The 26243-nt window shown below is 38.6% G+C and carries 21 protein-coding genes; 7 read left to right on the top strand and 14 right to left on the bottom strand.

What is annotated here, in order from left to right:
• The first annotated feature begins 15 nt into the window (after positions 1–15).
• Positions 16–1410, top strand: coding sequence for an aminotransferase-like domain-containing protein (locus IEV17_RS07840; RefSeq protein ID WP_034601339.1), 1395 nt, complete (start codon positions 16–18; stop codon positions 1408–1410).
• Positions 1411–1415: 5 nt separating this feature from the next.
• On the opposite strand, the gene IEV17_RS07835 is transcribed toward IEV17_RS07840, so the two are convergent.
• The 13 genes from IEV17_RS07835 to IEV17_RS07775 form a co-directional block, all read right to left on the bottom strand.
• Positions 1416–1898 carry a winged helix-turn-helix transcriptional regulator gene (locus IEV17_RS07835; protein WP_004661997.1) on the bottom strand — a complete coding sequence of 161 codons (483 nt, stop codon included), beginning with the start codon at positions 1896–1898 and terminating at the stop codon, positions 1416–1418.
• 179 nt (positions 1899–2077) lie between these two features.
• Entirely contained in the window at positions 2078–3304 is a 1227-nt protein-coding gene (locus IEV17_RS07830) for a molybdopterin molybdotransferase MoeA (RefSeq protein ID WP_004661995.1), read from the bottom strand.
• Positions 3304–4227, bottom strand: coding sequence for a bifunctional molybdenum cofactor biosynthesis protein MoaC/MoaB (moaCB, locus tag IEV17_RS07825; RefSeq protein WP_004661994.1), 924 nt, complete (start codon positions 4225–4227; stop codon positions 3304–3306). Before moaCB ends, IEV17_RS07830 begins: the two co-directional genes overlap by 1 nt.
• Positions 4228–4244: 17 nt before the next feature.
• A complete protein-coding gene (locus IEV17_RS07820; protein WP_004661991.1) occupies positions 4245–4766 on the bottom strand; it encodes a molybdenum cofactor biosynthesis protein MoaE in 522 nt (173 codons plus the stop codon).
• Between the two features lies 1 nt (position 4767).
• Positions 4768–5019, bottom strand: a complete 252-nt coding sequence (locus IEV17_RS07815) for a MoaD/ThiS family protein (protein WP_004661989.1) — start codon at positions 5017–5019, stop codon at positions 4768–4770.
• A 27-nt stretch (positions 5020–5046) separates the two neighbouring features.
• Entirely contained in the window at positions 5047–6075 is a 1029-nt protein-coding gene (gene moaA, locus IEV17_RS07810) for a GTP 3',8-cyclase MoaA (RefSeq protein ID WP_004661987.1), read from the bottom strand.
• Positions 6076–6346: 271 nt separating this feature from the next.
• Entirely contained in the window at positions 6347–8644 is a 2298-nt protein-coding gene (locus IEV17_RS07805) for a molybdopterin-dependent oxidoreductase (protein WP_004661986.1), read from the bottom strand.
• 20 nt (positions 8645–8664) lie between these two features.
• Positions 8665–9540: a MaoC/PaaZ C-terminal domain-containing protein gene (locus tag IEV17_RS07800; protein WP_004661985.1), complete on the bottom strand. Its 876-nt coding sequence runs from the start codon at positions 9538–9540 to the stop codon at positions 8665–8667.
• A gap of 172 nt (positions 9541–9712) precedes the next feature.
• Positions 9713–10342 (bottom strand): molybdenum cofactor guanylyltransferase, encoded by a 630-nt coding sequence (gene mobA, locus IEV17_RS07795; protein WP_004661983.1) that lies wholly within the window; start codon positions 10340–10342, stop codon positions 9713–9715.
• Entirely contained in the window at positions 10339–13119 is a 2781-nt protein-coding gene (locus IEV17_RS07790) for a nitrate reductase (protein WP_004661982.1), read from the bottom strand. Before IEV17_RS07790 ends, mobA begins: the two co-directional genes overlap by 4 nt.
• A 192-nt stretch (positions 13120–13311) precedes the next feature.
• Positions 13312–14931 (bottom strand): nitrite reductase small subunit NirD, encoded by a 1620-nt coding sequence (gene nirD, locus IEV17_RS07785; protein WP_004661980.1) that lies wholly within the window; start codon positions 14929–14931, stop codon positions 13312–13314.
• 11 nt (positions 14932–14942) lie between these two features.
• A complete protein-coding gene (nirB, locus tag IEV17_RS07780) occupies positions 14943–17489 on the bottom strand; it encodes a nitrite reductase large subunit NirB (protein WP_004661979.1) in 2547 nt (848 codons plus the stop codon).
• A gap of 28 nt (positions 17490–17517) precedes the next feature.
• Positions 17518–18870, bottom strand: coding sequence for an MFS transporter (locus IEV17_RS07775; protein WP_004661977.1), 1353 nt, complete (start codon positions 18868–18870; stop codon positions 17518–17520).
• Between the two features lie 527 nt (positions 18871–19397).
• On the opposite strand from IEV17_RS07775, the gene IEV17_RS07770 reads away from it, so the two are divergent.
• The 5 genes from IEV17_RS07770 (at position 19398) to accC (ending at position 24025) form a co-directional block, all read left to right on the top strand.
• Positions 19398–19988 (top strand): ANTAR domain-containing response regulator, encoded by a 591-nt coding sequence (locus IEV17_RS07770; RefSeq protein WP_004661975.1) that lies wholly within the window; start codon positions 19398–19400, stop codon positions 19986–19988.
• Positions 19989–20999 carry an ABC transporter substrate-binding protein gene (locus IEV17_RS07765; RefSeq protein ID WP_004661973.1) on the top strand — a complete coding sequence of 337 codons (1011 nt, stop codon included), beginning with the start codon at positions 19989–19991 and terminating at the stop codon, positions 20997–20999. It abuts the gene before it with no gap.
• Between the two features lie 745 nt (positions 21000–21744).
• A complete protein-coding gene (gene aroQ, locus IEV17_RS07760; RefSeq protein WP_004661972.1) occupies positions 21745–22194 on the top strand; it encodes a type II 3-dehydroquinate dehydratase in 450 nt (149 codons plus the stop codon).
• A gap of 26 nt (positions 22195–22220) precedes the next feature.
• Positions 22221–22643 (top strand): acetyl-CoA carboxylase biotin carboxyl carrier protein, encoded by a 423-nt coding sequence (accB, locus tag IEV17_RS07755; RefSeq protein WP_004661971.1) that lies wholly within the window; start codon positions 22221–22223, stop codon positions 22641–22643.
• A 17-nt stretch (positions 22644–22660) separates the two neighbouring features.
• Positions 22661–24025, top strand: coding sequence for an acetyl-CoA carboxylase biotin carboxylase subunit (gene accC, locus IEV17_RS07750; RefSeq protein WP_004661970.1), 1365 nt, complete (start codon positions 22661–22663; stop codon positions 24023–24025).
• Positions 24026–24070: 45 nt separating this feature from the next.
• On the opposite strand, the gene IEV17_RS07745 is transcribed toward accC, so the two are convergent.
• Positions 24071–24547 carry a hypothetical protein gene (locus IEV17_RS07745; protein ID WP_004661969.1) on the bottom strand — a complete coding sequence of 159 codons (477 nt, stop codon included), beginning with the start codon at positions 24545–24547 and terminating at the stop codon, positions 24071–24073.
• Positions 24548–24751: 204 nt separating this feature from the next.
• On the opposite strand from IEV17_RS07745, the gene IEV17_RS07740 reads away from it, so the two are divergent.
• Entirely contained in the window at positions 24752–26242 is a 1491-nt protein-coding gene (locus IEV17_RS07740) for an amidase (RefSeq protein ID WP_004661968.1), read from the top strand.
• Position 26243: the final 1 nt, after the last annotated feature.

The following is a 26243-nucleotide window of genomic DNA, read 5'->3' as shown; positions in this document are numbered from 1 at the left end:
GTGCGAATAAATGATATGAAAATAACAAAAATTGATTTAGTCATACAGCACATTAATCAACAAATCAACAATCGTTCATTAATGCCTGGTTCTCGACTACCTTCCGTTCGTGCGTTAGCGAGACAATTAAACTTATCTATTTCAACCATTGTCGAAGGTTACGAACGTCTTGTGGCAAAAGGTATAATTGAAGCAAAAACAGGTTCTGGCTTCTTTGTAGCTGGGCCACTTGTACCTCTCTCGATTTCTGAAATTCACCCTAAAATCGATCGAAATATTGACCCTTTGTGGATATCAAGACAAGCTTTGGAAGCAAAATCAGATGTACTAAAGCCTGGCTGTGGCTGGCTACCCAATGAGTGGATGCCACATGAGCATATTCGTAAGGCAATCCGTAAAGTTTCTAAAACCAATCCAAACATTCTGACGGATTACTCTACCCCACTTGGGCTTCCTGCCTTACGTGAATTGCTAGCGCGTAGAATGCAAAGCAAAGGGATTGAAGGGATTGCAAATCAGATTTTATTGACTGATTCTGGTACGCAAGCGATTGATCTGATATGCCGTTATTTTTTAAAACCAAATGATGTGGTATTGGTAGATGACCCTTGCTATTTTAACTTCCATGCCCTGCTAAAAGTGCATCAAGTTCAAATCATTGGTATTCCCTATACCAAAAATGGACCTGACTTAGCCGCATTTGCAACTGCTATTCAAGACTTCAATCCAAGGCTATACATTACTAACTCCGGAATTCATAATCCAACAGGTGCTGTATTAAATGCAGCAACAGCCTATCAAGTTCTCAAACTGGTAGAACGGTCGAATTTGATTGTCATTGAAGATGATATTTTTGCAGATTTAGAATTACACACTGCTCCACGACTTGCCGCACTTGATGGTTTATCACGAGTAATTCATATTGGGAGTTTTTCTAAGACCCTATCAGGTTCAGTCCGTACAGGCTATATTGCCACTAAACCAGAATGGATTGAGGATTTAACAGATATCAAGATTGCAACAAGTTTTGGCGGTAATCAATTATCTGCTGAAATTTTGTATGCAGCATTAACGGATGGGAATTATCGTAAGTATTTAGAAGAACTGAAAATCAACTTAGCAAAGGCAATGGATTCAACCATCAAACAATTAGAAAAACTAAATATAACACCTTGGTTTAAGCCACAAGCAGGATTATTTTTATGGTGTGAACTACCTAGACATTTAGATATTTCATCTATTGCACAAGCTTGTTTGGAAAATGGTGTGATTTTAGCACCGGGGAATGCATTCAGCCAAAGTCAAAATTTTAAGAATTTTATTCGTTTTAATGTCGCACAATGCAGCAACTCGAAGGTTTTTGCCGTTCTATCTCATGCTATTCAACAAGAGCAAGAACGGCAGCATTGATAAAATTATGCAGTTTTTTGTTTTTGTTCAATAAAAGCAAAATATCCTGGACCAGCTGATACACGGACATCTTTTACATTCAACGGTTCATCACATTCTGAGCAAACCACCCTTGGATTCATTTTCTTACCGCAACCTTTGTGTGTAAACTCAATCGGTTTTCCAAGTCCCATATCCATCCACTTATCAGCCCACTGCACCATCGCTAAAATAAGAGGATAAAGATCCAAACCTTTATCAGTAAGTTGGTATTCAAATCGTTCTTGACGTTCTACATAAGGTACTTTGGTTAAAATACCATGCTCGACTAAACGCTTAAGACGCTCTGAAAGTACGTGGCGGGTCAGTCCCAAACTACGTTGGAAGTCATCAAAACGACGTATTCCCATGAAAGCATTACGTAAAATTAGCATTGTCCAACGATCACCGAGTACAGAAAGCGTTCTCGCAACTGAACATGGCTGATCGCCAATTTCTTCCCATTTCATTATTATCACCTGATCATTTTTTAGAACTTTAAAGACATCTCATCGATGCCTTGAACCGTCATGTTTAGAAACTAAACACTATAAAATATACACTAAACCACCTGATCAATCAGATGCAATATTGGTACTCAGTTAAATATCAAAAAAACAGATCATTTCATCTAAATTCATTCGATAACTTAGCTATGAATAAAAACACCTGAAAGCTCTTGTCCAGCATCTAACTGAATATTTGCAGGAATACGTACTAAACAATTGGCCTGCATTAAATTACTCAACATATGTGATTGTTGTTTCGCAAGGCTTTGTAACTTGAGCTGTCCCTGATCAAAATAAGCATGCATTCTTAAAAATCGCTCACGTGCATCAGATTTCAGTCCATGGGTGAGTACTCCACTAAACCATTGCATAGGCTCACGTTGATTTTGCAAAGTATCCAATAAAGCGTTGCCATAAATCTGCATACACACATAAACAGCCGCTGGATTACCCGGTAAACCTAATAAATAACAATGATGGTCAGGATCTTCATATTTTGCAAAAAATAATGGCTTACCCGGTTTTTGTTTAACTTTCCAAAATATCTGTTCAAATCCAGTCTGGAAAGCACATGGACGAACGAAGTCATAATCACCCACAGAGACACCACCCGTGGTAATAATGACGTCATATAAAGATTTTAATCGATCGAAACATGCTGTGACTTGTTCAGCCGCATCTGCAATATGTAGAATCTCGACATCCATACCATAAGCTTTGAACCAAGCCTTCAGTAACGGCCCATTGGCATCAAAAACTTTACCAATGTGTAGATCTTCAGGTTGCTCAGCAACCTCATCACCAGTAATAACCACAGCAACCTTAGGCTGTTGAAATACCTCGACAGTTTGCACACCTGCCATACTTAAAGCAGCAAGTGCACCGATATTGATATTCTGACCAACGTCCGCAAGCTGTTGACCTTGTTTGACTTCTTCACCAGTAAATCGAATATCAGCCTGTGGTTTAAGCTGTTCAATCAGTCGAATTGTCTCCGACTCAACTTTAACAATTTCTTGTCGAGCAACATGTGTGGTGCCTTCAGGAATTTTGCCACCTGTAAAAATACGAATGGCTTGCCCATCAAGCAATTGATATTCGAGTTTACTACCCGCTTTAATCTCACCAATTACATCAAAACAAACATCTTGAAGCTGTGTAAGTGAACTATTAATCGCATAACCATCTACCGCACTTTGAGAAAAGCTAGGTAGATTGACCTCGGAATAGATTGCTTTAGCGAGATAACGATTCAAACCTTGGGCTAAAGCCAATACCTCAGTCGTCAATATTTTGGGCTGAGTTCGAATGAGTTCAAGTGCCTCATCAATACTGATTAAACCCTTTTCAGCACCACATCCAGACATTATTCATATCCTCCCGGATGTGGTAAATCTCGGCAAACATCAAAAATATGAACGAGAGCTGGCAGAATAGCTGCCATTGATTCACTCGCACCACCACGGCTACCCGGCAGCGTTACCACTAAGGAACGATCAATAAAACCTGCTACACCACGAGACATTGCCGCATATGGTGTGCGTTTTTGGCCAAAAGAACGTGCCGCTTCCATCAGACCATCTAATTTACGTTCTAAAAGTGGTTCAAGTGTATCAACCGTAATATCTCGTTTACCAATACCTGTACCACCAACGGTCATGATACATGCATAAGACTTTGTCAATTCTAGTACCAATTCTTTCAATTGATCTGATTCATCTGGCAAAATTTGATAATGAATTGGATCAAAACCTGCTTCGGTTAAGGTCTCAACCACTGATTTCCCTGCGGTATCAGGTTTACGTCCTGCTGCCACCGTATCAGAAAGTACGATCACTGCCGCTGAAACAGGTTGACGTAGAGTCCGTTTAAAATGTGACTTACCTCCTTTTTTCTTAAGCAATTTACATTGGTCTAAACACAATTCATCAGGTTCACAATGCGGCTTCAACATGTCATAAATGGTTAACCCTGCCAAACTCGCAGCAGTCAAGGCTTCCATCTCAACCCCTGTAGGCCCAATGGTTTCTACAGTCGTCAGAATCACAACGTGATCATGTTGTAAATCATATTCAACATCAGCACGATAAATCGGTAAAGGATGACAAAGAGGAATCAGTTCATCAGTGCGTTTTGCCGCCAAGATTCCTGCGATACGAGCTGTTTTTAAGGCATCGCCTTTTTCAGTATTTCCATCACGCAGTAGCTGAATGCAATGCGGTGGGGCATATAAAATCGCTTGTGCCTCTGCAACACGATAACTTTCGGGTTTCATCCCAACATTTTTCATTTTTACTTCCTAACGCTTTATTCGTGTGTATGCTCATGCGCACAATTTTCATGTTCGTGATGATGGTGATGCTCATGTTTATGAACATGAGCATCAGTTTCGACCGTATCTTTACGAATACAGCAACCTTCTACATATTGACTTGTACCATCCATAAAGAACTCTTCTTTCCAAATTGGTACTTCATGTTTTACACGTTCAACGGCTTCTTCACAGGCTTGAAATGCTTCACGGCGGTGAGCAGCATATGCAATTGCAATGATTGCTGTTTCACTGACATCCAAATAGCCAATTCGATGCATCACACGCACATAAGAAACCTGATGCTTCTCTTTGATTTGCTGCTCGATTTCACGAATCATTTTTTCAGCAACAGGTGTATACGAGGTATATTTTAAAGCTTTAACTGCTTTACCTTCATGATGATTACGTACAGTTCCAATAAAAATATCAATACCACCACATTCAGGAAATGATTGTATAGGATCAAAACTATCTAAGCTTAAAGCCTGATCTTGAACTCTTGAAAATTCGCGCATTTCATCCTCCAGCGACAGGTGATAACAATACCAAAGTACATGAAGTATTTAATGCTGTTTGACGTAGCACAATATCTTCACCTATCGCACACGCACATTTATCCATCGCTTTTGTTGATTCTGGGTAAAGCATTACAATGTGACTTAGCACTTCTTCAACCGTTTGATTTTCTGCAAACTCAAATGTAAGCTCTTTTGGCAATAACCGTTCAATAGCACCAAAGGCTTCTATTTTTATGTCAATAGTTTGCATATTCTCTCCAGACCACTTTTTTCCAAACTAACCACCCAACATATGCATACTAATTTTGCGTACTTGTTGGTGTTTTATCGCATGATAACCTTTCGCTTTGTGCCAAATATAAGGTTTAATTTGCTGATCAAGCTCTTGATAATTGATATCTTGAGCTAGTTGTTTCTGTTTAATCACAGCTTGTAAATACGGCTTTATATTCAGACCCTGTTGTGCAAATAAACAATTATATAATTCACCTTGTGCTGTTAATCGAATTCGATCACAATCACCGCAAAATGAATGAGTTATCGTAGAAATAATACCAATACAATATTGCCCGTCTAACTGATACTGACGTGCAGGCTCATGCTGCTGTTGCAAAACTTGAATCTGATAAAAAGGCTGAAGTTGCGCTAAAATTTCAGCTTCACTCACAACTGACTGATCTGTCCAATGCTGATCGCCATCTAGAGGCATAAATTCAATAAAACGTAATGGAATGCTATGTTGCTTAGCCCACTTTACCATTGGCAGAATCTGATCATCATTTTGACCTTTCATCAACACACAATTAATTTTGAAAGCAAGCCCCGCTTTTTTAGCTGCCTCTATCCCATTTAATACGGGTGTGAGTTCTTTTTTAGTCAGTTGCTTGAATTGATCTGGGTCTAAACTATCTAGGCTGATATTAAGATCATCTAATCCAGCTTGTTTTAGGAGTTCCGCATATTTAGCCAAATAATGTGCATTGGTTGTGATCGAGATTCGTTTTAAGCCCAATACTCGTAAACTCTGCAAATCACGAATAAAATGAACAACACCCTGACGCATTAAAGGTTCTCCCCCTGTAATGCGAATATTTTCAATCCCTTGCTTCACCATATATTGGCAAAATACCAGCAACGCTTCAAAACTTAGTAAATCTTGTTTTTTCATCCATTCTGGATGTTCAGGCATACAATAGGTGCATTTGAAATTGCAACGATCTGTCACGGAAATCCGCAACTTACGTTTAATACGACCATACTGATCTTCTAAGATCGGAATGTTCGTAGATATATCATGCTTCATCATTTGCACTCATATTGTGAAACTTCTTACTACCTTCAGCACAAGTTCTGTGCATCTTTGCTATCGAGTTTACAGCGAATTAATTTTAATACAGCAATATTTATTCCAATATGAAATCTATTTGCTTGCAATGCTTATTGTTCACTCAAATAAGCAATCATCGTAATTTGTAAACAACAATTAAAATAAGGTAAACCTTTCTAATAAAAACATTGCACCAATTTTTCCCATTTTCCGCTAAAAATGAAAGAATTTGGTGCATTTCTTGTAAAAGCTAATCCGCAATAACGGATACATCTAAATGTTCCAATCTTACGGGTACATACTTATGATATGGTGTCTTCGATAATGGATCACAATGTCGAGTTGAGGTTAAACGATTTAACTCGGGTCCGATGGGTTCACCACCACGATAGCGTAAGCCATAACCATGCGGTAATGATACAACGCCTTTACGCATCCCCTCATCAACTTCAACGACAACAGATATTTCTCCATGCTCAGAGACACATCGCAAACGCTGACCTGTTTCAATGGAAAATTGAGATGCATCTTCTGGATTTATTTTTAATCGACCTTCTGCATCAACCTTACGCCAAGCTGGATCACGATAAATTTGATTTGCATTGTAACTACGACGCTCGCCAGCAAGTAAAATAAATGGATAATCCTCTGTTAATGTAAGATTTTTTTGTTTGAGTTGGGCTAATTCAAGAAACATTTCTGGAATAGCTAAACGTATTTTTTTATCTTTATAGGCAATCAAGCTCCATACATCAGCATAGTCATGTTGTGATAAAACTACACCTGAACGTTGTTGCAAAATCGCTTGAAATAGTTTAACACCAAGATTCAAACGATTGCCCTCATAGCCTGCTTGTTTAACTGCATGATAATGTTGAGAAGCATATTGCATACATAATGGTAACAAGAGAGCTGTTGCAGCCGCATCCTTAGGTAAAGTTTTACCTAAGGTGCGATATACAATCGATGCAGCAAAAGGGATCAACTTTTTATTTTTAGCAAAACTTGCAGCTAATGCACCAAAGTAAGGGAGATAAGCCGTTTTAGCTGAATCTTTTTCTGCAATTTTACTGAGTATAGGAAATTGATGAGGTATCACCTTCATCGCTTCAAGCAAACGAGTATAGATCTCTGCCTCAGGCAAAGAATCACCTTGTGCGGTAAACAACGGATGACGTAAATGGAATCCATTTTTTGGAAATTCTAAATTAAAGCCTGTAAATTCCCATTTTTCGAACTGACTACGTGCAGGCAAAATATAGTCTGCAAAGCGAGCTGTTTCAGTCATTGCGACATCAACCACAACCAATAAGTCTAAAGCTTTAAAAGCTTGCTCATAAGCAGTGGTATCAGGGTACGTGAGTAAAGGATTACAACTATCCACAAAGACTGCTCTTACTCTTTTTTCTCCAGCTTTTAAAATTTCGTCGGGCAAAATGTTTGGCGGAAAGAACCCCGAAATTGGAAACATTTTATGATGTACTGTACGGCGATATTTAGGATTACGCTCATCAGTATTGGTCAAAATCGGAATAAACATAGTATGTAGATTGTTCGTGCCTTGTTTACCAAAATGCCCTGTCAATAAATATAAGAGTTTTTCTAAATAACCATTCAGTGTCGTATTTAGCGTATGTTGAATGCCTAAATCAATTCGAACACATCCACGTTTAGCTTTAGAAAAATCGCGAACAATTTGATAAATCTGTGCGACTGAAACATCTGCTTTTTGAATATATTCCTCTATCGGAATAGCAAGAAATGCCTGTTTTACCTCTTCAAAACCATGCGTATGCTTTTGAATAAAATCTTGATCATAAAGATTTTCACGTAACATAATTGCAATCATGGCAGACATTAAATAAGCATCTGTTCCAGGCTTGAGTTGCACATGAATATCAGCCTGTTTCGCAGTTTCTGTCACACGTGGGTCAAAAACGACCATGGTACGATTTGGATCTTTCTTTATATGTTTTAAGGTATCGCGTGCATTTGGGATACCATGCGCTTGAAATGGGTTTGTTCCAATAAACAAAACATAATCTGCATGCTCAACGTCTTCTGTCGTGTGACAAGCCTGACTGCCAAACAAACGACCATTTACCCAAAAGTCACCTGTCTTTTCTTGGGCTAAAGAGTTATATGCATAAAAGCTTTTCATCGCGTATAGCAGTTGGCGCCCATAAGCCGCACCAAGATGATTTCCTTGTCCACCGCCACCCACAGAGGCAAAAGCAGTTCCACCAAACGTATCTCTAATATGCACGAGTTGATCTGCTATTTCTTGAATAGCCTGATCCCAACTAATTTCTTGGAATAAGCCATCTGGCTGACGTTTTAAGGGTGTGGTCAATCGATCTGCATGTTTTTGATAATGTTGCAGGCGAGCTGCCTTTTGACAAATATACCCTTGCGAGAAAGGATGCTGATCATCACCCTTAATTTTTTTAAACTGATTATCTTCAATTTCAACGCTTAAACCACAATTACGAGAACATAAAATACACGCTGTCACGTCTTGCTTCGATGCAGATACTGTTGTTGTCATTTTCCATCATCCTGTCTTTATTATTTAAATTGACCCATTAAACAAACTTGTCCAGCAGAACCTACAACTCGAACATACTTTTCGCTCTGTTCAGTACATGTTTCAACTTGATTATGCTGTGATGGTAACTTTACTGGTTTTAAGAATCGAACATCAATTTGTTTAACTTCTTCTGGGAGTAACTCAAAACTTTTTGCAAACACCCCAAAACCATGCAGTACTTTTTGACCAAAATTTGAAAATTTTGCCAAGAAACCTACCCAATGAATCGGGTTGAAATCACCTGTAAGAAGTGCAAATTTAAAACCATCATCTGATTGAACAGACCATTCTCCTTGCGCCGTCCAATTTTTATGCTCTTGTGTTTCTGTGCGTTTAACTTTTTTGAAAGTTGGTAAAATAAACGCCATATGTAATATGGTTTCAACCAAATCAGGCTGAGAAATCGTTCCAGTTATGATTTGAACAGAAACCCGAGCTAAGCCATTGCGTTCATCAACTTGTGCAATTTTTGCCTGAATCATTAATTTCTCATTTCGTGGAATCTTGCCATTCATTTTCAGACTGACACCCTGATTAATTACTTGACTCAGTGGATAATGGGTTTGTAATAACAAACGTGTCGCAAATGACACCCCCCATTGAGAAACCATATGTGGAGGAATTGAGTCTCGATATTTGTTGATTTTTGAACCCGTCCATTTCACATAATGCTCGATCAGATCGTTACTTGGAGGATCAATCACCTCGATAATCGGAGCAACAACTTGCCAATCAAGCGCTCTTGGTGTGGTCTTTTTCAAAGTACGAAGTCCAATCTGTCCGAGACCAGCCAGAGTTGACTGATGCTCCAACAAAAAATGCAACGGAATCTGTTGATAACGAATTGTGAACATCTGAAGCCCCTTTCCTTTTATTTTTCTAATATTCCTTTAGCTACAGAATATTAGTTCACATCTGTTAAAAATATTTCGATGTAAAATTAAACAAGTTCTAAAATAGAACTTGTTTAAACAAAGGTCAAGAATTCTTATCTAAAACTTTATATTTTATGGAAGCTAAAAGAAGCTAGTGTGCTGTAAATATCTGATGAAAAGCTTTCATCTGTTTATACTGCTGTAACTCATCCAAAGAGTTAATACTATGGCAAAACAGGCTTTGCTTTTTAAATGAAGCACTTTGTGCATGCAATTGCTTAAAACAATCTCTTAAACTTAATTTATTGGTATTAATTTGTTGTTGTAAAATTGGCAGACTTTCTTTTTTTAATAAACAAAATGGATATAAAGCATCTCCATTAATTGCAACATAAGCCACTAGCGCTTGTGGATTTTTTTGTAGTGCGCGATGCAACTTAATTAAAACTTGATTGGGTATATACGTAACATCGCACGGAATAAACAAAGCATAGTCCGATTGTAAATATGACCACGCACTTTTCATTCCCATTAATGGACCTAAAAAACCTGTTTGATCATCTGAATAACAATAGATATTCGGTTCAATCTGCTTGTAAATCGAACTATCTCGATGACTGTTTACCCAAATGCTTCGCACTTCTGATTTAAATTTCTGACAAATTTTAGATAGCTGAATTTGATCATCAAATTGTTGAAGTAATTTATTCATGCCATTCATACGGCGTGCTTGCCCTCCCGCCAAGATCACTAGATCTGTAGCGGGAATTTGTATAGTCATGCTTCTGCCTCCAACTGACAAGTCTTAATCAAACCACGAATTTCTGGTAAACATGAACCACAGTTACCACCCGCTTTTAAACATGCCGTGACTTGCTTTTCATGCGTGATATTTTGAGTTTTGATCGCTTCAATAATCTTGTTTTTTCCTACTTTGAAACAACTACATACCAATGGACCATCGTTATTAGCAGCAGACATTGGCATACCTGCCAACAATGCTTTACGGTGCAAGGCACTTAATCGTTCACGTTTAAATAAACTTGCAACCCAATCACGATCTGGTAATAACTCAGCAGGTGCAATATAAAGGCTTGCGATTAAAATCCCATCTTTGAGTACAATACTATGACTTAATTGCGATGAAATATCCTCAATACTTAACCATTCATATGTTTCATCGACAAAAGGTAAAAAGGTTTTTAAGTTTTTCTGAGTTTGATCAATACTGTGTCGATCGGCAAGCTCATAACGCATTGCTTTTGCAGTTTTGATTTTTGTCCACCAAGCACAGGCCTGTAAAGATGCTTTGATTTGATGTTCGAACCCTTCTCTAACATATAAAACGCCTTGCCAAGTCGTATGGAAAGGCTGTATCGATACTGGCGTATGCTTAAACTCAGGTTCACCTGAAATTGCATCCACAACAGGGTTAACTACTTTACCAATCCGAGCATCTGAGGCGACTTGTTCTGTCCAATGAATCGGGGCAAAGATTTGTCCACGACGAACACCTTGAGCCAATGTCACACGTAATACACAACTTCCCCATACCGAACGAATCTCGACCAACCCTTTATCGCGAATACCAAATTTAAGCGCATCGTTTGGATGAATCTCACAAAATGGTTCAGCACGATGTGTGGTCAAATTTGCTGATAAACCTGTACGTGTCATGGTATGCCATTGATCCCGAATACGCCCCGTATTCAGAATTAACGGATAATCTTCAGAAACTGAGTGTACGGGATCGATTGCGATCGTTGGAATAAGTTTTGCTTTACGAGAAGCATAACTAAACTCACCTTGACCAAAAAGTTGCTTAACCGATGTCGTCTGACCTTTTTCCCACACAGGCCATTGCGTTGGTTTTAACTCGTTATATTCTTCAAGACTTAGATTGGTTAAACCTTTTAAATTAAAATAACGAAAATTTTCTACCTGATCACGTTCAGCTAAACTTGCATTTTGATACGCAGACAATGCAGCATGCTCATTAAAGATGTCACACGCATTGCTAAAATCAAAACCAGAAAAACCAAGTTTTTTTGCAACTTCAGCAACAGCCCACCAATCTGCTTTGGTTTGTTTTGGTGAAGCTAAAAATGCGCGTTGACGTGAAATTCGACGTTCTGAATTAGTTACCGTTCCATCTTTTTCACCCCAACCTAATGCTGGTAGCAAAATATCAGCATAAGCAGTGGTATCGGTATCGGAACAAATATCTGAGACGACAACAAATTCACATTTATCCAATGCTCGTTTCACTTGATCGGCATCAGGAAGACTTACCACTGGATTGGTTGCCATAATCCAAATTGCTTTAATTTTTCCACTTTCAACCGCTTGAAACAAATCAACTGCTTTAAGTCCAGCTTGTGTCGCGATGGTTGGGCTATTCCAAAAACTTTGCACCAAATTTTGATGCTTTGGATTATCAATGTCCAAGTGTGCTGCCAACATATTGGCAAGCCCACCAACCTCACGACCACCCATCGCATTAGGTTGTCCAGTCATTGAAAATGGAGCAGCACCCAGCTTACCAATTTTACCCGTCAGTAAATGACAGTTGATAATACTATTGGCTTTATTCACCCCTTGAGATGATTGATTAACTCCCATAGAAAAAAGAGTTACTACTTTTTCAGTTGTGGCAAATTTATCAAAAAACAATTGTAATTTTTCTTCTGAAATACCTGTGCGTTTGGCAACAGCTTTAAAATCTTGTTCAGTTCGATTCGCTTCTAAAAGTGCTTGAAGCCCCTCTGTGTAAGATTCAACAAACTCATGATCAGCATAACCATGTTGATATAAATATTGTAATAATCCTTTAAACAAGGCCACATCTTGACCTGGCAAGATTGGCAAATGTAAATCTGCTTGCTCACAAGTGCTCGTAAATCGTGGATCGACGACAACCACAAATAAATTAGGATTTTGACTCTTCGCTTGCATAATCCGTTGATACAAAACTGGATGACACCATGCTGTATTTGAACCAACCAATACCACCATATCAGCATGTTCAAAGTCTTCATAACTTGCAGGTACAATATCTTCACCAAAGCTACGTTTATGCGCAGCAACTGCTGAAGACATACATAGACGTGAATTGGTATCAATATTAGCTGTGCCTAAATAGCCCTTTACGAATTTATTAACCACATAATAATCTTCAGTTAATAACTGCCCCGAAACATAAAATGCCACACTTTCGGGTCCATATTGCTCAATACATGCCTGAAATTGAGTTGCAATTTTGTCAATTGCAACATCCCATGTTGTCACATTACGGTGATTTTTGCGTCCCAACATCGGATTTAAAACACGGGTTTCCAACCCTAAGGTATCTGCTAAATTGCTCCCTTTAATACAGAGTCGTCCAAAATTTGCAGGGTGTTCTGTGTCTCCTGCAACTTTAATATTTGAACCTTGTGTTTTATGTTGAACTTCAACATTAACACCACATCCAACGCCACAATATGGACAAGTTGTTTTTGTAATGAGTGTTTGTGCATGATCGGAGCGACTGTGTTCTAAATTTTGAATACTGTTCATGACTGCTCCTTTACCTATTCCATCTTTGCCCTAACTAAAGTTTCGATTGCTTAAAATTGTATGATCCGTGATCAATAGCCAATTTATAATCTACGCCTTAACTTTTATTGTGAATCTTTGGTTGACTACCATAAAGTAGTTAAATGACTGAGTTTTTGGTTTAGGAGAAATTTCTCCTAAACCAAAGTAAGATTAACCTGCTTTTTTCAATGCAAAATCTTTACCAAATAACAATTTATTTCTAAATGTCGAAACAGGTGTTTGATCCGCAATTAACTCGGCATACCACATACCATCTTCGGTATCACCGAATAAAACAGCACCAATCACTTTATCTTTTTGGATAATAATACGCTTGTAAATATGGCGTTTTTCATCATTTAGAATGATGTCTTCATAATCTTCTTTAGGCTCAAAATTACCTGCTGAGAAGACATCGACACCACTAACTTTAAGCTGAGTTGGTACCGTTGGAGACTTGAACGTTAAGCTACCGTGTTCAGCCAAATGGGTTGCACAAATAAATGCTTGCCCCCAAAGTGGCTCAACCAATCCAAAGGTTTGATTACGATGTTCAATACATTCACCAACAGCATAAATACTTGGATCAAAGGTTTGCATGGTGTCATTCACTAAAATGCCGCGATTACAACGTAATCCAGCGCTTTGCGCCAAAGTGATATTTGGACGAATACCTACAGCAAAGACCACCAAATCAGCATCTAATAAAGTACCATCTTTTAAACGGATCTGACTGACATGACCATTTTTACCAATTAAAGCTTCGGTATTGGCTTCAGTAATAATCTTGATGCCTTTCTCTTCAATGCTATGACGTAGCATACGGCTTGCTCGACCATCCAATTGACGTTCCATGATACGATCCATTAGATGCAGCACCGTTACATTCATGCCACGTTGCTTCAAGCCATACGCTGCTTCTAGACCAAGTAAACCACCGCCAATCACGACTGCATTTTTTTTAGTTTCACAATATTTAATCATGGTATTCACATCATAAATATCACGGAAACTAATCACACCTTTCAAGTCAACACCTTGTACTGGTGGAATAAATGGCTTAGAACCTGTGGCAATAATTAAACGGTCATAATCAACAGTTTCACCTTTTTCTGTATGGACTGTCTTGCGAGTACGATCAATTTTTATCGCAGGATCATCAGCAATAAACTTAATCCCTTTATCGCTATACCAAGCATGAGGATGCAACATAATATCTTCGATCGTTTTCTCACCTGAGAGCACTGGTGACAGCATGATACGATTATAGTTACCCCAAGGTTCTTCACCAATGACTGTCACTTCATAACGATCTGGCGCCATATCAAGCAAATCTTCTAGGCAACGCATCCCAGCCAAACCATTACCAATCAGAACAAGCTTTAACTTCTCTTGTGAAATTCCATTATTAGTAATATAAGTTTTTTGTGGTACGGCTCCGACCCAGACACGACCATTTTCAATTTTAGTCGGGAAAACCAATAGTTTTTGATCTTTATCTTCTAAGCAGCGTCCAGTCGCCAAACTAAAATGTTGTTTGTAAATAGGTGATGCAATCACGCGTTCACCTTGCAAATCACCAATAATACCGCGCGCCATAACATTCGCTTGGCTGAATGGATCTTTATTGCTTAATGCATAAATACGTTTTTCGTTCCCTACGCGAAATAAAGCAACAGATTGCCCCGCAATAAGTGCACCTGCGCCAGTATTTGGTGTGATGTCATCAAGGTTACATACATCGACCCATTGATTTTCTGGAAGCATACTCATGTCTTTTAAATTTGTCATTTTGATTCTCCTTATGCTTCTACCATCGGGATACGATCAACTGAACGTTCAGCTTCATTTAATGGACGGATTTGATCACGGACTTCGGTAAATTGAATATATGGATCAGCTTGCTCTTCAGCGCTTGCATTAATGTAAGTTTGGAAGCGTTTACGAATTTCAGGATTCTCTACCGCTGTACGCCATTCATCTTGATAAGTTCCAATCACATGCGCCATACGATTTTCCAGTTCTTCAGCAAGCCCCAGAGAATCATCAACAATCACAGCTTTGAGATAATCTAAACCACCTTCCATATTGTCACGCCATACACTCGTACGTTGTAAACGATCAGCAGTTTGGATATAGAACATAAAGAAGCGGTCGATATAACGGATCAAAGTTTCGGTATCAAGATCAGATGCTAGAAGTTCTGCATGACGCGGCTTCATTCCACCATTACCACACACATACAGGTTCCAGCCTTTTTCTGTCGCAATTACACCGACATCTTTACCTTGTGCTTCAGCGCACTCACGGGTACAACCTGACACAGCCATTTTTAGTTTATGCGGTGAGCGTAAGCCTTTATAGCGATTTTCTAATTCAATCGCTAAACCAACAGAATCATCCACACCATAGCGGCACCAAGTACTACCCACACATGATTTCACTGTACGTAATGATTTACCGTAAGCATGACCTGATTCGAATCCTGCTGCATTTAACTCTTCCCAAATAAATGGTAGTTCGTGCAGTTGAGCACCAAATAAGTCAACACGTTGACCACCTGTAATTTTGGTATACAGGTTATATTTTTTAGCAATTTGACCTACAGCAATCAAACCATCTGGAGTGACTTCACCACCTGCCATACGCGGTACAACTGAGTATGAACCATCCTTTTGGATATTTCCTAAGTAGTAGTCATTACTGTCTTGTAGACCAGCGTGCGTTGGTTCCAATACAAAGTCATTCCAGCACGATGCCAAAATGTTCGCCGTCATTGGTTTACAGATATCACAACCGAGACCATGACCATGTTGTTGGATCAAATCATCAAATGTCTTGATTTCATTGACACGTACCAAGTGATAAATCTCTTGACGTGAGTATGGGAAGTGTTCACATACGTGGTTATTGACCGTTACACCTTGACGTTGTAACTCAGACTTTAAAACTTGAGTGACTAATGGTGCACAACCACCACAAGCCGTTGCTGCTTTGGTACATTTCTTTAAAGCACCTAATGAAGTAGAACCATCACAAATCGCTTGGCAAATATCTGCTTTCGACACGTTGTTACATGAACAAATCGTTGCGCTGTCTGGAAGTAAATCAACACCACTACCACCCGCTTTCGCGCCAGAATCAGCAAATCCTGGCATGATTAAGCTTTCAGGTGTTTCTGGCAATGCGATACCATTCAACATCATTTGCAGAAGATCGTTATATTCTTTTGCATCGCCAACGAGTACAGCACCCAGTAATTTAGTTTTATCTGCATCGACAACGATTTTTTTATAAACCAATGCATCTTCATCAGCATAGAAATAGCTAAGCGAATTCGGTGTCATGCCATGTGCGTCACCAACCGATGCGACATCCACACCCATCAACTTCAGCTTGGTGCTCATATCAGCACCAGCAAAGCTATGTGTTTCTTCAACTAAAATATGTTTTGCTGCAATACGTGCCATGTCATAGCCCGGTGCAACTAGACCATAGATCTTATTGTCCCAAAGTGCACACTCACCAATCGCATAAATATCTTCATTTGAAGTTTGGCAATAATCATTAATCTTGATACCCCCACGCTCACCAAGTGCCAACCCGCTACTGCGTGCAAGTTCATCACGTGGGCGAATACCTGCTGAGAATAGAATAATATCTGTTTCAAGCTCGCTACCATCCGCAAACTTCATCACATGCGTTGCGCTTTCTCCCGCTTCAATAGATGAAGTTGCTTTTTGAGTATGAACTTTTACACCAAGGTTCTCGATTTTACGACGTAAAACTTTACCGCCTAAGTCATCAATTTGAACCGCCATTAAGCGTGGTGCAAATTCAACAACATGCGTTTCTAGGTTTAAATCACGTAAAGCTTTTGCAGCCTCTAAACCTAATAAACCACCACCAATCACCACACCCGACTTTGAATTTAAGCTTGCAGCGCGAATCGCATCTAAATCTTCAATGGTTCGATAAACAAAACAGTTCTCACGATCATTGCCTGAAATTGGTGGAACAAATGCATATGAACCTGTTGCCAATACCAATTTGTCGTAGCTAATCACATCACCAAAACTTGTTGTCACTGTTTTTTCTACAGCATCGATTGCAATTGCTTTGGTATTCAAGCGTAAGTCAATACCATGTGCATCTGCGAAATCAAAACGTGCCAGTGATAAGTCTTTTGCTGATTTTCCTGAAAAATATTCAGTTAAATGTACACGATCATATGCAATGCGTGGTTCTTCAGCAAGAATCGTAATTTCTAATTCATCATCAGCTTTCTCTAAGATGGCTTCGATGAATTTATGACCCACCATACCGTGACCAATCATCACTAATTTCATTGTGTTTCTCCTAAAATCTAATCTGAGATTAAGCTGCGCTGTTTTGTTCTGAGCCGCGTTCTAAAATTGCTTGTTCAAATAAGCGTTGTTCTTTTTCTTTATGCTCTACTGAAAATCGGATGAGCATTACTGAGCTTGCTGCGATGACAACTAAACCACCTAGAACCATTAAACAAGTTTGGATATCAACCATGCCTTTCAGTAAGAATCCCGCTGCAACTGCACCTACATTTCCACCTGCACCAATAATTCCTGCAACACCACCAAGTGCTTCTCGATCGATAAAAGGAACCAATGCGTAGGTTGCACCACACGCCATATGCGTAAAGAGAGCGAATATCGTCATACTTAAAATCGCAAATACTGCACTGTTCATATGAGAGAACAGCATCAGGAATAAGCCTTCACCCAAGATCAAGATGAATAGGATTCTTGTTCGGCCATCTAAGCCTTTTTTGATTGCAATTTTATCTGAAACGATACCGCCAAAGGCACGAGCGAACAGTGCTAATAATCCAAAAACACCTGCCGTCATACCTGCTTCTTTTAAACCAAAATTGAAATGTTCGACGTAGTACATCGCAATGATGTTATGCATGAAGATTTCAATACCAAAACATGCAGCGTAAGAGCAGAATAGAATCCAAACACGATAGTTACGTGCAGCATGCATTAAAATTGCAATACCGCCTTTTTTATCACTACCCGCAGCAAAACCTTGTGCACGCAGTTCTTTAAAATCACCTTGCGGACAATCTTGTGTGAATTTCCAATAAAGAAGTCCAACAATCACCATCATCACACCAGGTACAATCAGTGCAATTCTCCATCCCATTGCTTGCTCTACACCAAACATCACCAATGCAGATAGAAGTAGTGGCATAAGGGCTTGCGTTGCTCCACCTCCTGCATTCCCCCAACCTGCTGAGGTCGCATTTGCTGTACCTACAACGTTAGGAGCAAACATAATGCTAGTGTGATATTGAGTAATTACAAAACTTGCACCTATTGCGCCAATCAGTAATCGAAAGAAAAGGAACGATTCATAACTATTTGCTAATGCAACACCAAATACAGGAATACTTCCTAATAGCAACAAAGTGGTATACGTCTTACGTGGACCGTATTTGTCGCACAATGGCCCTACAATCAGTCGAACCAGAATCGTGATGGCAACTGCGGCAATATTAATATTTGCGATTTGATCTTTGGTTAAATGAAACTCACCTGCAATGACAGGCATCAATGGTGCGCAGGCAAACCAAGCAAAGAAGCAAACAAAGAAAGCAAGCCAACTCATGTGGAATGCTCGCATCGCCGGCGCTGAGAAGTTAAATAACTTAATTGATGTGGCTTTTTTCGCCGATAAATCTAAAGACATTGCCATCTCCTATACTGAACGTATACTGCTTTGTTGACACATATCGCTGTGTAAACAAACCGATCAGATCGGACATCGTTGGCCGTCTTACAATTTTTTAAAAAGTCTTCATTGACTCAATAAAGACAAAGCAAGTGTTATGCCAATTAATAAAATAAAAATAAAAATATAATATTAACTATTGTTTAATAATGATTTTTTATAAAATAAATAGCGTTTTAAATATCTTTAAAATGATCGAATAAATGCCGAACACATCAATGAACTGTTTTAAAGCACAATTAAACATGCTTCAAAATAATTCTTTTTATGCACCAACAATGAACATTAATTATTTTTAATAAAGATCACATCCATTTTTTATTTGTTTCCCTTAGCTGCAACGATACAATAAAGCGCACAAAATCGAGGCTAAAGTAATGCCTGCACTGAATAGATCATTCCTCATGGCATTAATTTTGCTTCAAAAAAATACTTAAAGCGCATTATGCTAAATGTGCATTGACTTATAATTTGACTTTATATTTATGCCGAAACTCAAAATCGCACTTATTGACGATGATCAGGCTCGAGCTGAATACATTAAAACATGTTTAATTCAACATGACTTTGATGTCGTTGCTAGTTTGACTTTAGATCACCTCAATGTTTTTAAATTAGAACATCTTCAAGCAGATGTTATTTTGCTTGATATGGATCACCCTCATCGTGATGTAATTGAGAGTTGCGTAAGCAATTTTGACTTACCAACGGTATTATTCACCAAGAATACTGACCGAGATATGATTAAACAGGCGATTGATGCAGGAATTACCGCTTATATCGTTGATGGTATTGATCCAAGTCGATTACACACCATTTTAGATATTTCGATTCAACAATATAAAAAACATAAAAAGTTAGAAGGTGATCTCAAAGATGCAAAGACCAAACTAGCAGATCGTAAGGATGTTGAGAAAGCTAAAGTCCTACTGATGCAATTACACGGATTAACCGAAGACAAAGCATTTCAACTCCTTAGAAAAAATGCCATGAGCCATCGTATGACCATTGGTGAAATGTCACGTCGCTTGCTCGATGCACAACAGCTTTTGAACAACCAATTAAAGGATGAATAAATGAGCAGTTTAGAAAAAAGTGAATTGCAACTTGGCTACATCCCTTTGCTCGATTGTATTGCGCTATTATGGGCAAAACAGCGTGGTTTGTTTGAAGCAGTAGGTCTAAACGTTACCCTAACCAAAGAAGCTTCTTGGGCAAGCCTACGTGATCGACTGGCTTTTGGTCTTTTAGATGCTGCACATTGCTTATCTGCCATGTTACCTGCAGCCGCAATAGGTGCTGATCAAATTGGTATTCCATTACAAACACCACTCATTCTCAGTGAAAATCGAGCTTTTATAAGTTTAAGTCAAAAACTGTGTTATCAGTTAGATATAAAGAAATATGATGCTGTAGAGCTATCAGCTAAAAAATTAGTAGAACACATGAAAAAAAATCATGTGGTTTCTTTAGGGCATGTTTTCCAGCATTCCATCCATCATTATTGCTTAAGAGAATGGCTAGCATTAGCAGATCCTGAACTTGCACATTCAATACAAGTCAAAACCTTACCACCTCCATATATGGTAGAAGCGCTAAATAACCATTTAATTGATGGTTTTTGTGTTGGCGAGCCATGGAATACTCAGGCAGAGCTGGCGGGATTAGGGCAAATTGTCAGCTCGAGTCAAGACATCATTCCAAATGTTGCAGATAAAGTTCTAGCTGTAACGCAAGAGTGGGCTCAACAGCATCCAAATACACTAATTGCCTTAACTCGCGCAATCTTGCAAGCTCAACAAGAGTTACGTGTGTTAGAAGATTTTGAACCTGTCTGGCAACTTTTAATTGATTTTGATGTCATCCAGTTTGAATGTTCACCAAGCATTCATGTCGAAAAATACTATACGATCCAAGATATAATTCGGAACTTCGTTAAAAGTAGCGCTATACCTAAAAGTACAGATTTTGAATGGTTATTTCAGCAAATGCAAAAATGGAACAATTGGCCTGTAGGTTCTGTAGATTACGAAAATAAAGCACAAAGTTTTCTACTACTAGATACTTATTTAGCAGCATCAAAATAAGAGAACTCGTTATAAAAAAAAGCTGTCTTGTAAAAAGACAGCTTTGAAAAGACCCATAAGAGATTCTGCCAATCGAGAGCTATCTCTTATGTAATAGCTATACTATCTATATTCAATTTATCTTTTTCGGACATTTTCATGTCATTAGCCGCCATACAAAACTTCACAATTCATCTTTTTTGCCAATAAGCCACTTTCATCGATTTAATCAACCCCTACCCACAAGCTTAAATTCAATGTCAAATTGAAGCTAATGCTTATTATCAATCTAAACTGGCATATTTTTTATGAATCCGCATCACTACGCTTAATCCACTGCTCTCTTTAGAAGTATATTTATACTAATTTTAAAAAATGAATTACAATAAAAATAAATATTTTTCATAAACTTAGAATAAAAAAATATTCATAGCTTGAAATAAACACATGAACTAATTGGAACTCAATATAAGTTTCAAAAAAGTAAATCAATGAATTACATGACTTTCGAGTTACACAAATTACATGAACGAAATAAGGTAATTCAGTTTAAAATAGTGAAAAATAAATAAGCCTGAAATTTGTCATATTTTAACATTGCCATTTCCTTGCAAAGTTTTCATTATATGCACCATGCTTGGTATGCAACTTTCTTCATCCATTAAAAGAAATTATAAGAAAAAATGCAGAATTTTGTGCCATAATAAGCAAACTTTGCAGACATCTTGCAAAAAACATTTGCAGATTTAGAACTGGAGCAGGCTGAATGAGCTCAACCATTTTGGTAATTCACGGACCGAATTTGAACTTGCTAGGAAAACGCGAACCAGAGGTTTATGGTTATCTCACATTAGATGATATTAATCAGCAACTCACCACTCAGGCTCATCAAGCATCATTTACACTAGATACATTTCAAAGCAACTGGGAAGGTGCGATTGTAGATCGCATTCATCAAGCACAAACTGAAGGGGTTAAATTTATCATTATTAATCCCGCAGCCTTGACTCATACATCAGTTGCTCTACGCGATGCCCTTCTTGGCGTTGCGATTCCATTTATTGAGGTTCATTTGTCAAATGTTCACGCCCGTGAATCATTCCGTCATCACTCATATTTATCAGACAAAGCCATTGGTGTTATTTGTGGCTTAGGTGCGAAGGGTTACTCCTTTGCTCTCGATTTTGCAATCGAAAAAATTCAATCTTCTAACTAATTTATACATTTCAGGAATGCTCACTCATGGATATCCGTAAAATCAAGAAACTCATCGATTTGATGATTGAATCTGACTTACAAGCGATTGAAGTTAAGGAAGGTGATCAATCCATCTCATTAACTCGCCCTACTCCAGTTTACGCAGCGGCACCTATGGCAGCAGCACCTAGTGCTTCTGCTCCTGTGGCTCCAGCAGCAAAAACACCTCGTGGCGCTGTAGAAACGTCACCGATGGTTGGTGTGTTCTATTCTGCACCAAGCCCAGGCGAAGGCCCATTCGTAAATGTAGGTCAAACAGTTTCTGCAGGTGAAACACTTGGTATCATCGAAGCAATGAAAATCATGAACCCAATTGAGGCAACTAAAAGCGGCGTGATTGAAGAAATCTTGGTAAAAAATGGTGAAGTGATCCAATTTGGTCAACCACTTTTCCGCTACCGCGCCTAATTAATTTGGGGATTCTAATGTTGCAAAAAGTATTAATTGCAAATCGCGGTGAAATTGCTTTACGAATTACGCGAGCTTGTAAAACGCTTGGCATTAAAACAGTTGGTATTTATTCTGATGCTGACAAAGACTTAATGCATTTACGCTTCGTTGATGAAGCTGTCTGTATTGGGCCGGGTACCACAAGTGAAAGTTATTTAAATATTCCTGCAATTATTACTGCTGCAGAAATTACAGGTGCGGATGCCATCCATCCTGGATATGGCTTTTTGTCTGAAAATGCTGAATTTGCTGAAATTGTAGAAAGCTCAGGTTTTATTTTTATTGGTCCTCGCCCTGAACACATTCGTCTTATGGGTAACAAGGTATCTGCGATTATTGCCATGAAAAAGGCTGGCGTACCTACCGTGCCTGGATGTGACCATGCAGTAACGATTAACAATGCACTTGCTGAAGCAAAAGAAATTGGCTTCCCGTTGATCGTCAAAGCTGCATCAGGCGGCGGTGGTCGTGGTATGCGTATCGTTGAACGTGTCGATACATTGCTTGAATCGGTTCAAGCTGCACAACGTGATGCTGAAATGTGGTTTGGTGATGATACTGTATACATGGAGCGCTTCTTACAGAAACCTCGCCATGTAGAAGTTCAAGTGCTAGGTGATGGTAACGGTCATGCAATCCATTTATATGACCGAGACTGTTCTTTACAACGTCGACATCAAAAGGTTTTAGAAGAAGCACCTGCTCCAAATCTACCAGAACAAGCACGTGCTGATATTTTAGAAGCATGTGTCAATGCTTGTAAGTTGATGCAATACCGTGGTGCTGGAACTTTTGAGTTTTTATTTGAAGAAGGAGAGTTCTTCTTTATCGAAATGAATACTCGTGTTCAAGTTGAGCATCCTGTAACTGAAATGGTTACTGGCATTGATATTATTGAACAGCAACTGCGAATTGCGGCTGGTTTAGGTTTAAATATTGAACAGCATGAAGTAGAAGTAAAAGGTCATGCGATTGAATGCCGTATCAATGCTGAAGATCCGACCACCTTTTTACCTTCTCCTGGTAAAATAGAAAACTTCTATGCACCAGGCGGCGCAGGTATTCGTTTAGATTCTCATATTTATCAAGGCTATAGTATTCCGCCGTATTATGATTCGATGATTGCAAAACTCATCGCTCATGGTAAAGATCGTAAAACATCTTTAGCTCGTATGCGTCAAGCTTTAGATGAAATGATTCTGACTGGAATCAAAACCAATATTCCATTACACAAAGATCTTATTTTGCAGGACAAAAACTTCTGTGAACAAGCTATGGATATTCATTATCTAGAGAAGCATCTACTAAAACAGCTTGAACCCAAAGCTGAAAAAGCATAAATAAAAAAGCCTCTAAGTTAAGAGGCTTTTTATTATTCAATCTTTCTAAGGTAGGACACGGCGTAATGTCGCAAAACATTTTTCGCCTTTTTCATTGGCGCAAAAATTAATAGTGTTATCATTTTCCCACTTCACAAAATATTGCGAAACTTCACCAGTTTGGTCTAGTGTTTGACCTGAGCAATCCATCTGATTATTGTCATACTTAATCTGTAAAACTAATGCAGGTAAACGCTCTTTATGATCTTCTGAAGGTTGATAATCATATAAACCATAAGACCACTCTTGGTTACTCTTAATCACGACCTCATTCATTCCACGAAAATTATAGTATTCGACACACTTCTTATTATTAGGAATTTCCATTCCCCATAGCCCCATGATTTCAGGACGAGTTATTACCCGAATCGCATTTGCTTTAGCCAACTGTTGTGCTGTTACTGCTTTTTCATTTACGACCGTGTCTGCCATAGTCCATGTTGAGCAAGCCCATAATAATCCAATAATATAAATATTTTTCATAGATTTAATTAAGTCGTAATCTAAACGGTGCAAGGCTTTAAATTAGCATATTTTTTGAGAAAAACATGCATTCATAACCATATAAACACAATATTTTTAGCTTGAACTTTATTTGATTGTTATGACATTTTTTCAGGTATGCTAGTTCTAGATTTACAGTTATTTTATTTACATTATAAAGATTTAGCTTTAAGGATAAAAGCCATGAAATTTTCTGAATATGTGCAATATGATGGTTTAGGATTAGCAGAACTGGTCAAAAGCAAACAAGTTCATCCTTCAGAATTATTAAAAATTGCATTAGAACGAACAGATAAAGTCAATCCAAAGCTAAATGCCATTATTATTCCAATGTATGAGCAAGCGAAGCAGCGCACACAGCAAGAATCCTCTGGATTATTTGCAGGCGTTCCATTTCTAGTCAAAGACTTATTCCAAGAATATCAAGGTATTCCAACCTCTTATGGTAGCCAAGCGCTAAAAAAAATTAATTATACGCCTGATTTTAATGCTGAAATCGTAAACCGCTGGGAACAAACAGGGATTATCACTTTTGGTCGTACGAACACGCCTGAGTTTGGTATCAAAGGAATTACTGAACCCGATGCTTGGGGGGCTTGCCACAATCCGTGGAATTTAAAACACAATAGTGGTGGTTCTTCTGGTGGATCAGGCTCTGCAGTTGCAGGTGGAATAGTCCCGGTTGCAGGCGCAGGTGACGGTGGTGGATCAATTCGTATCCCCGCTTCTTATTGTGGTTTATTTGGATTAAAACCGAGTCGTGGTCGTACACCTTGGGGGCCACAATACAGTGAAGCAATGCATGGTGCTGCCATGCAACATGTTCTCTGCAAAACAGTTCGCGATAGTGCTGCCATGCTCGATGCAGTTCAAGGTCCAGAACAAACTTCACTTTTTAGAATAGAAGCACCTGAAAAGAAATATTTAGATATCATTCAACAAGCTCCAAGAAAACTCAAAGTTGCTTTTAATACTCAATCACCGATTGGAACAAAAGTTTCTAAAGACGCGATTCAAGCTGTTCAACAAACCGCTAAGTTACTGGAGTCTTTAGGGCATATTGTTGTAGAAGATCGTCCAAAAATAGATGGTTTAGCATTAGGAAAAGACTTTGTAACGACTTGGTTCAGCCAGTTCTCATATATGCAGGCACAAATTAAACAAATGGCAGGTGCAACTGATCATGATTTCGAATTAGATTCTATTGCCCTCGCTGCTTTTGGGGCTAAGACAACCGCAACAGAATATATTCATACACTTAATAATTGGGGGCTTTATAGCACTCAAATGAACATTTTCTTTGAAAAATATGACCTTTATTTAACCCCAACAACAGCATCAGTCGCACCAAAGAATGGGGAAATTGCTACACCTAATTGGCAAAAACCTATCTTGAAAGGACTGTTAAAAGTAGGAAAAGCGCACTATCTCGCACAAGGTAAATTAGTTGAAAAAATGGTACAGGATAATTTAAGTTGGGTACCTTTTACGCAGTTAGCAAATGTTACAGGTCTACCTGCCATGTCAGTCCCATTATATTGGAACAAAAATGGCTTACCTTTAGGCAGCCAGTTTATTGCACCTTTTGGACGTGAAGATCGTTTATTGCAACTTGCAGCACAATTAGAACAGACACAACCGTGGATGTCTCAATATCAGAATATTCAACTCTAAT

It is taken from the genome of Acinetobacter modestus (genome assembly GCF_014636095.1).
Taxonomy (GTDB): domain Bacteria; phylum Pseudomonadota; class Gammaproteobacteria; order Pseudomonadales; family Moraxellaceae; genus Acinetobacter; species Acinetobacter modestus.
Note: the sequence above shows the minus strand (reverse complement) of the source record. Positions and strands in the feature narration are given on the sequence as shown.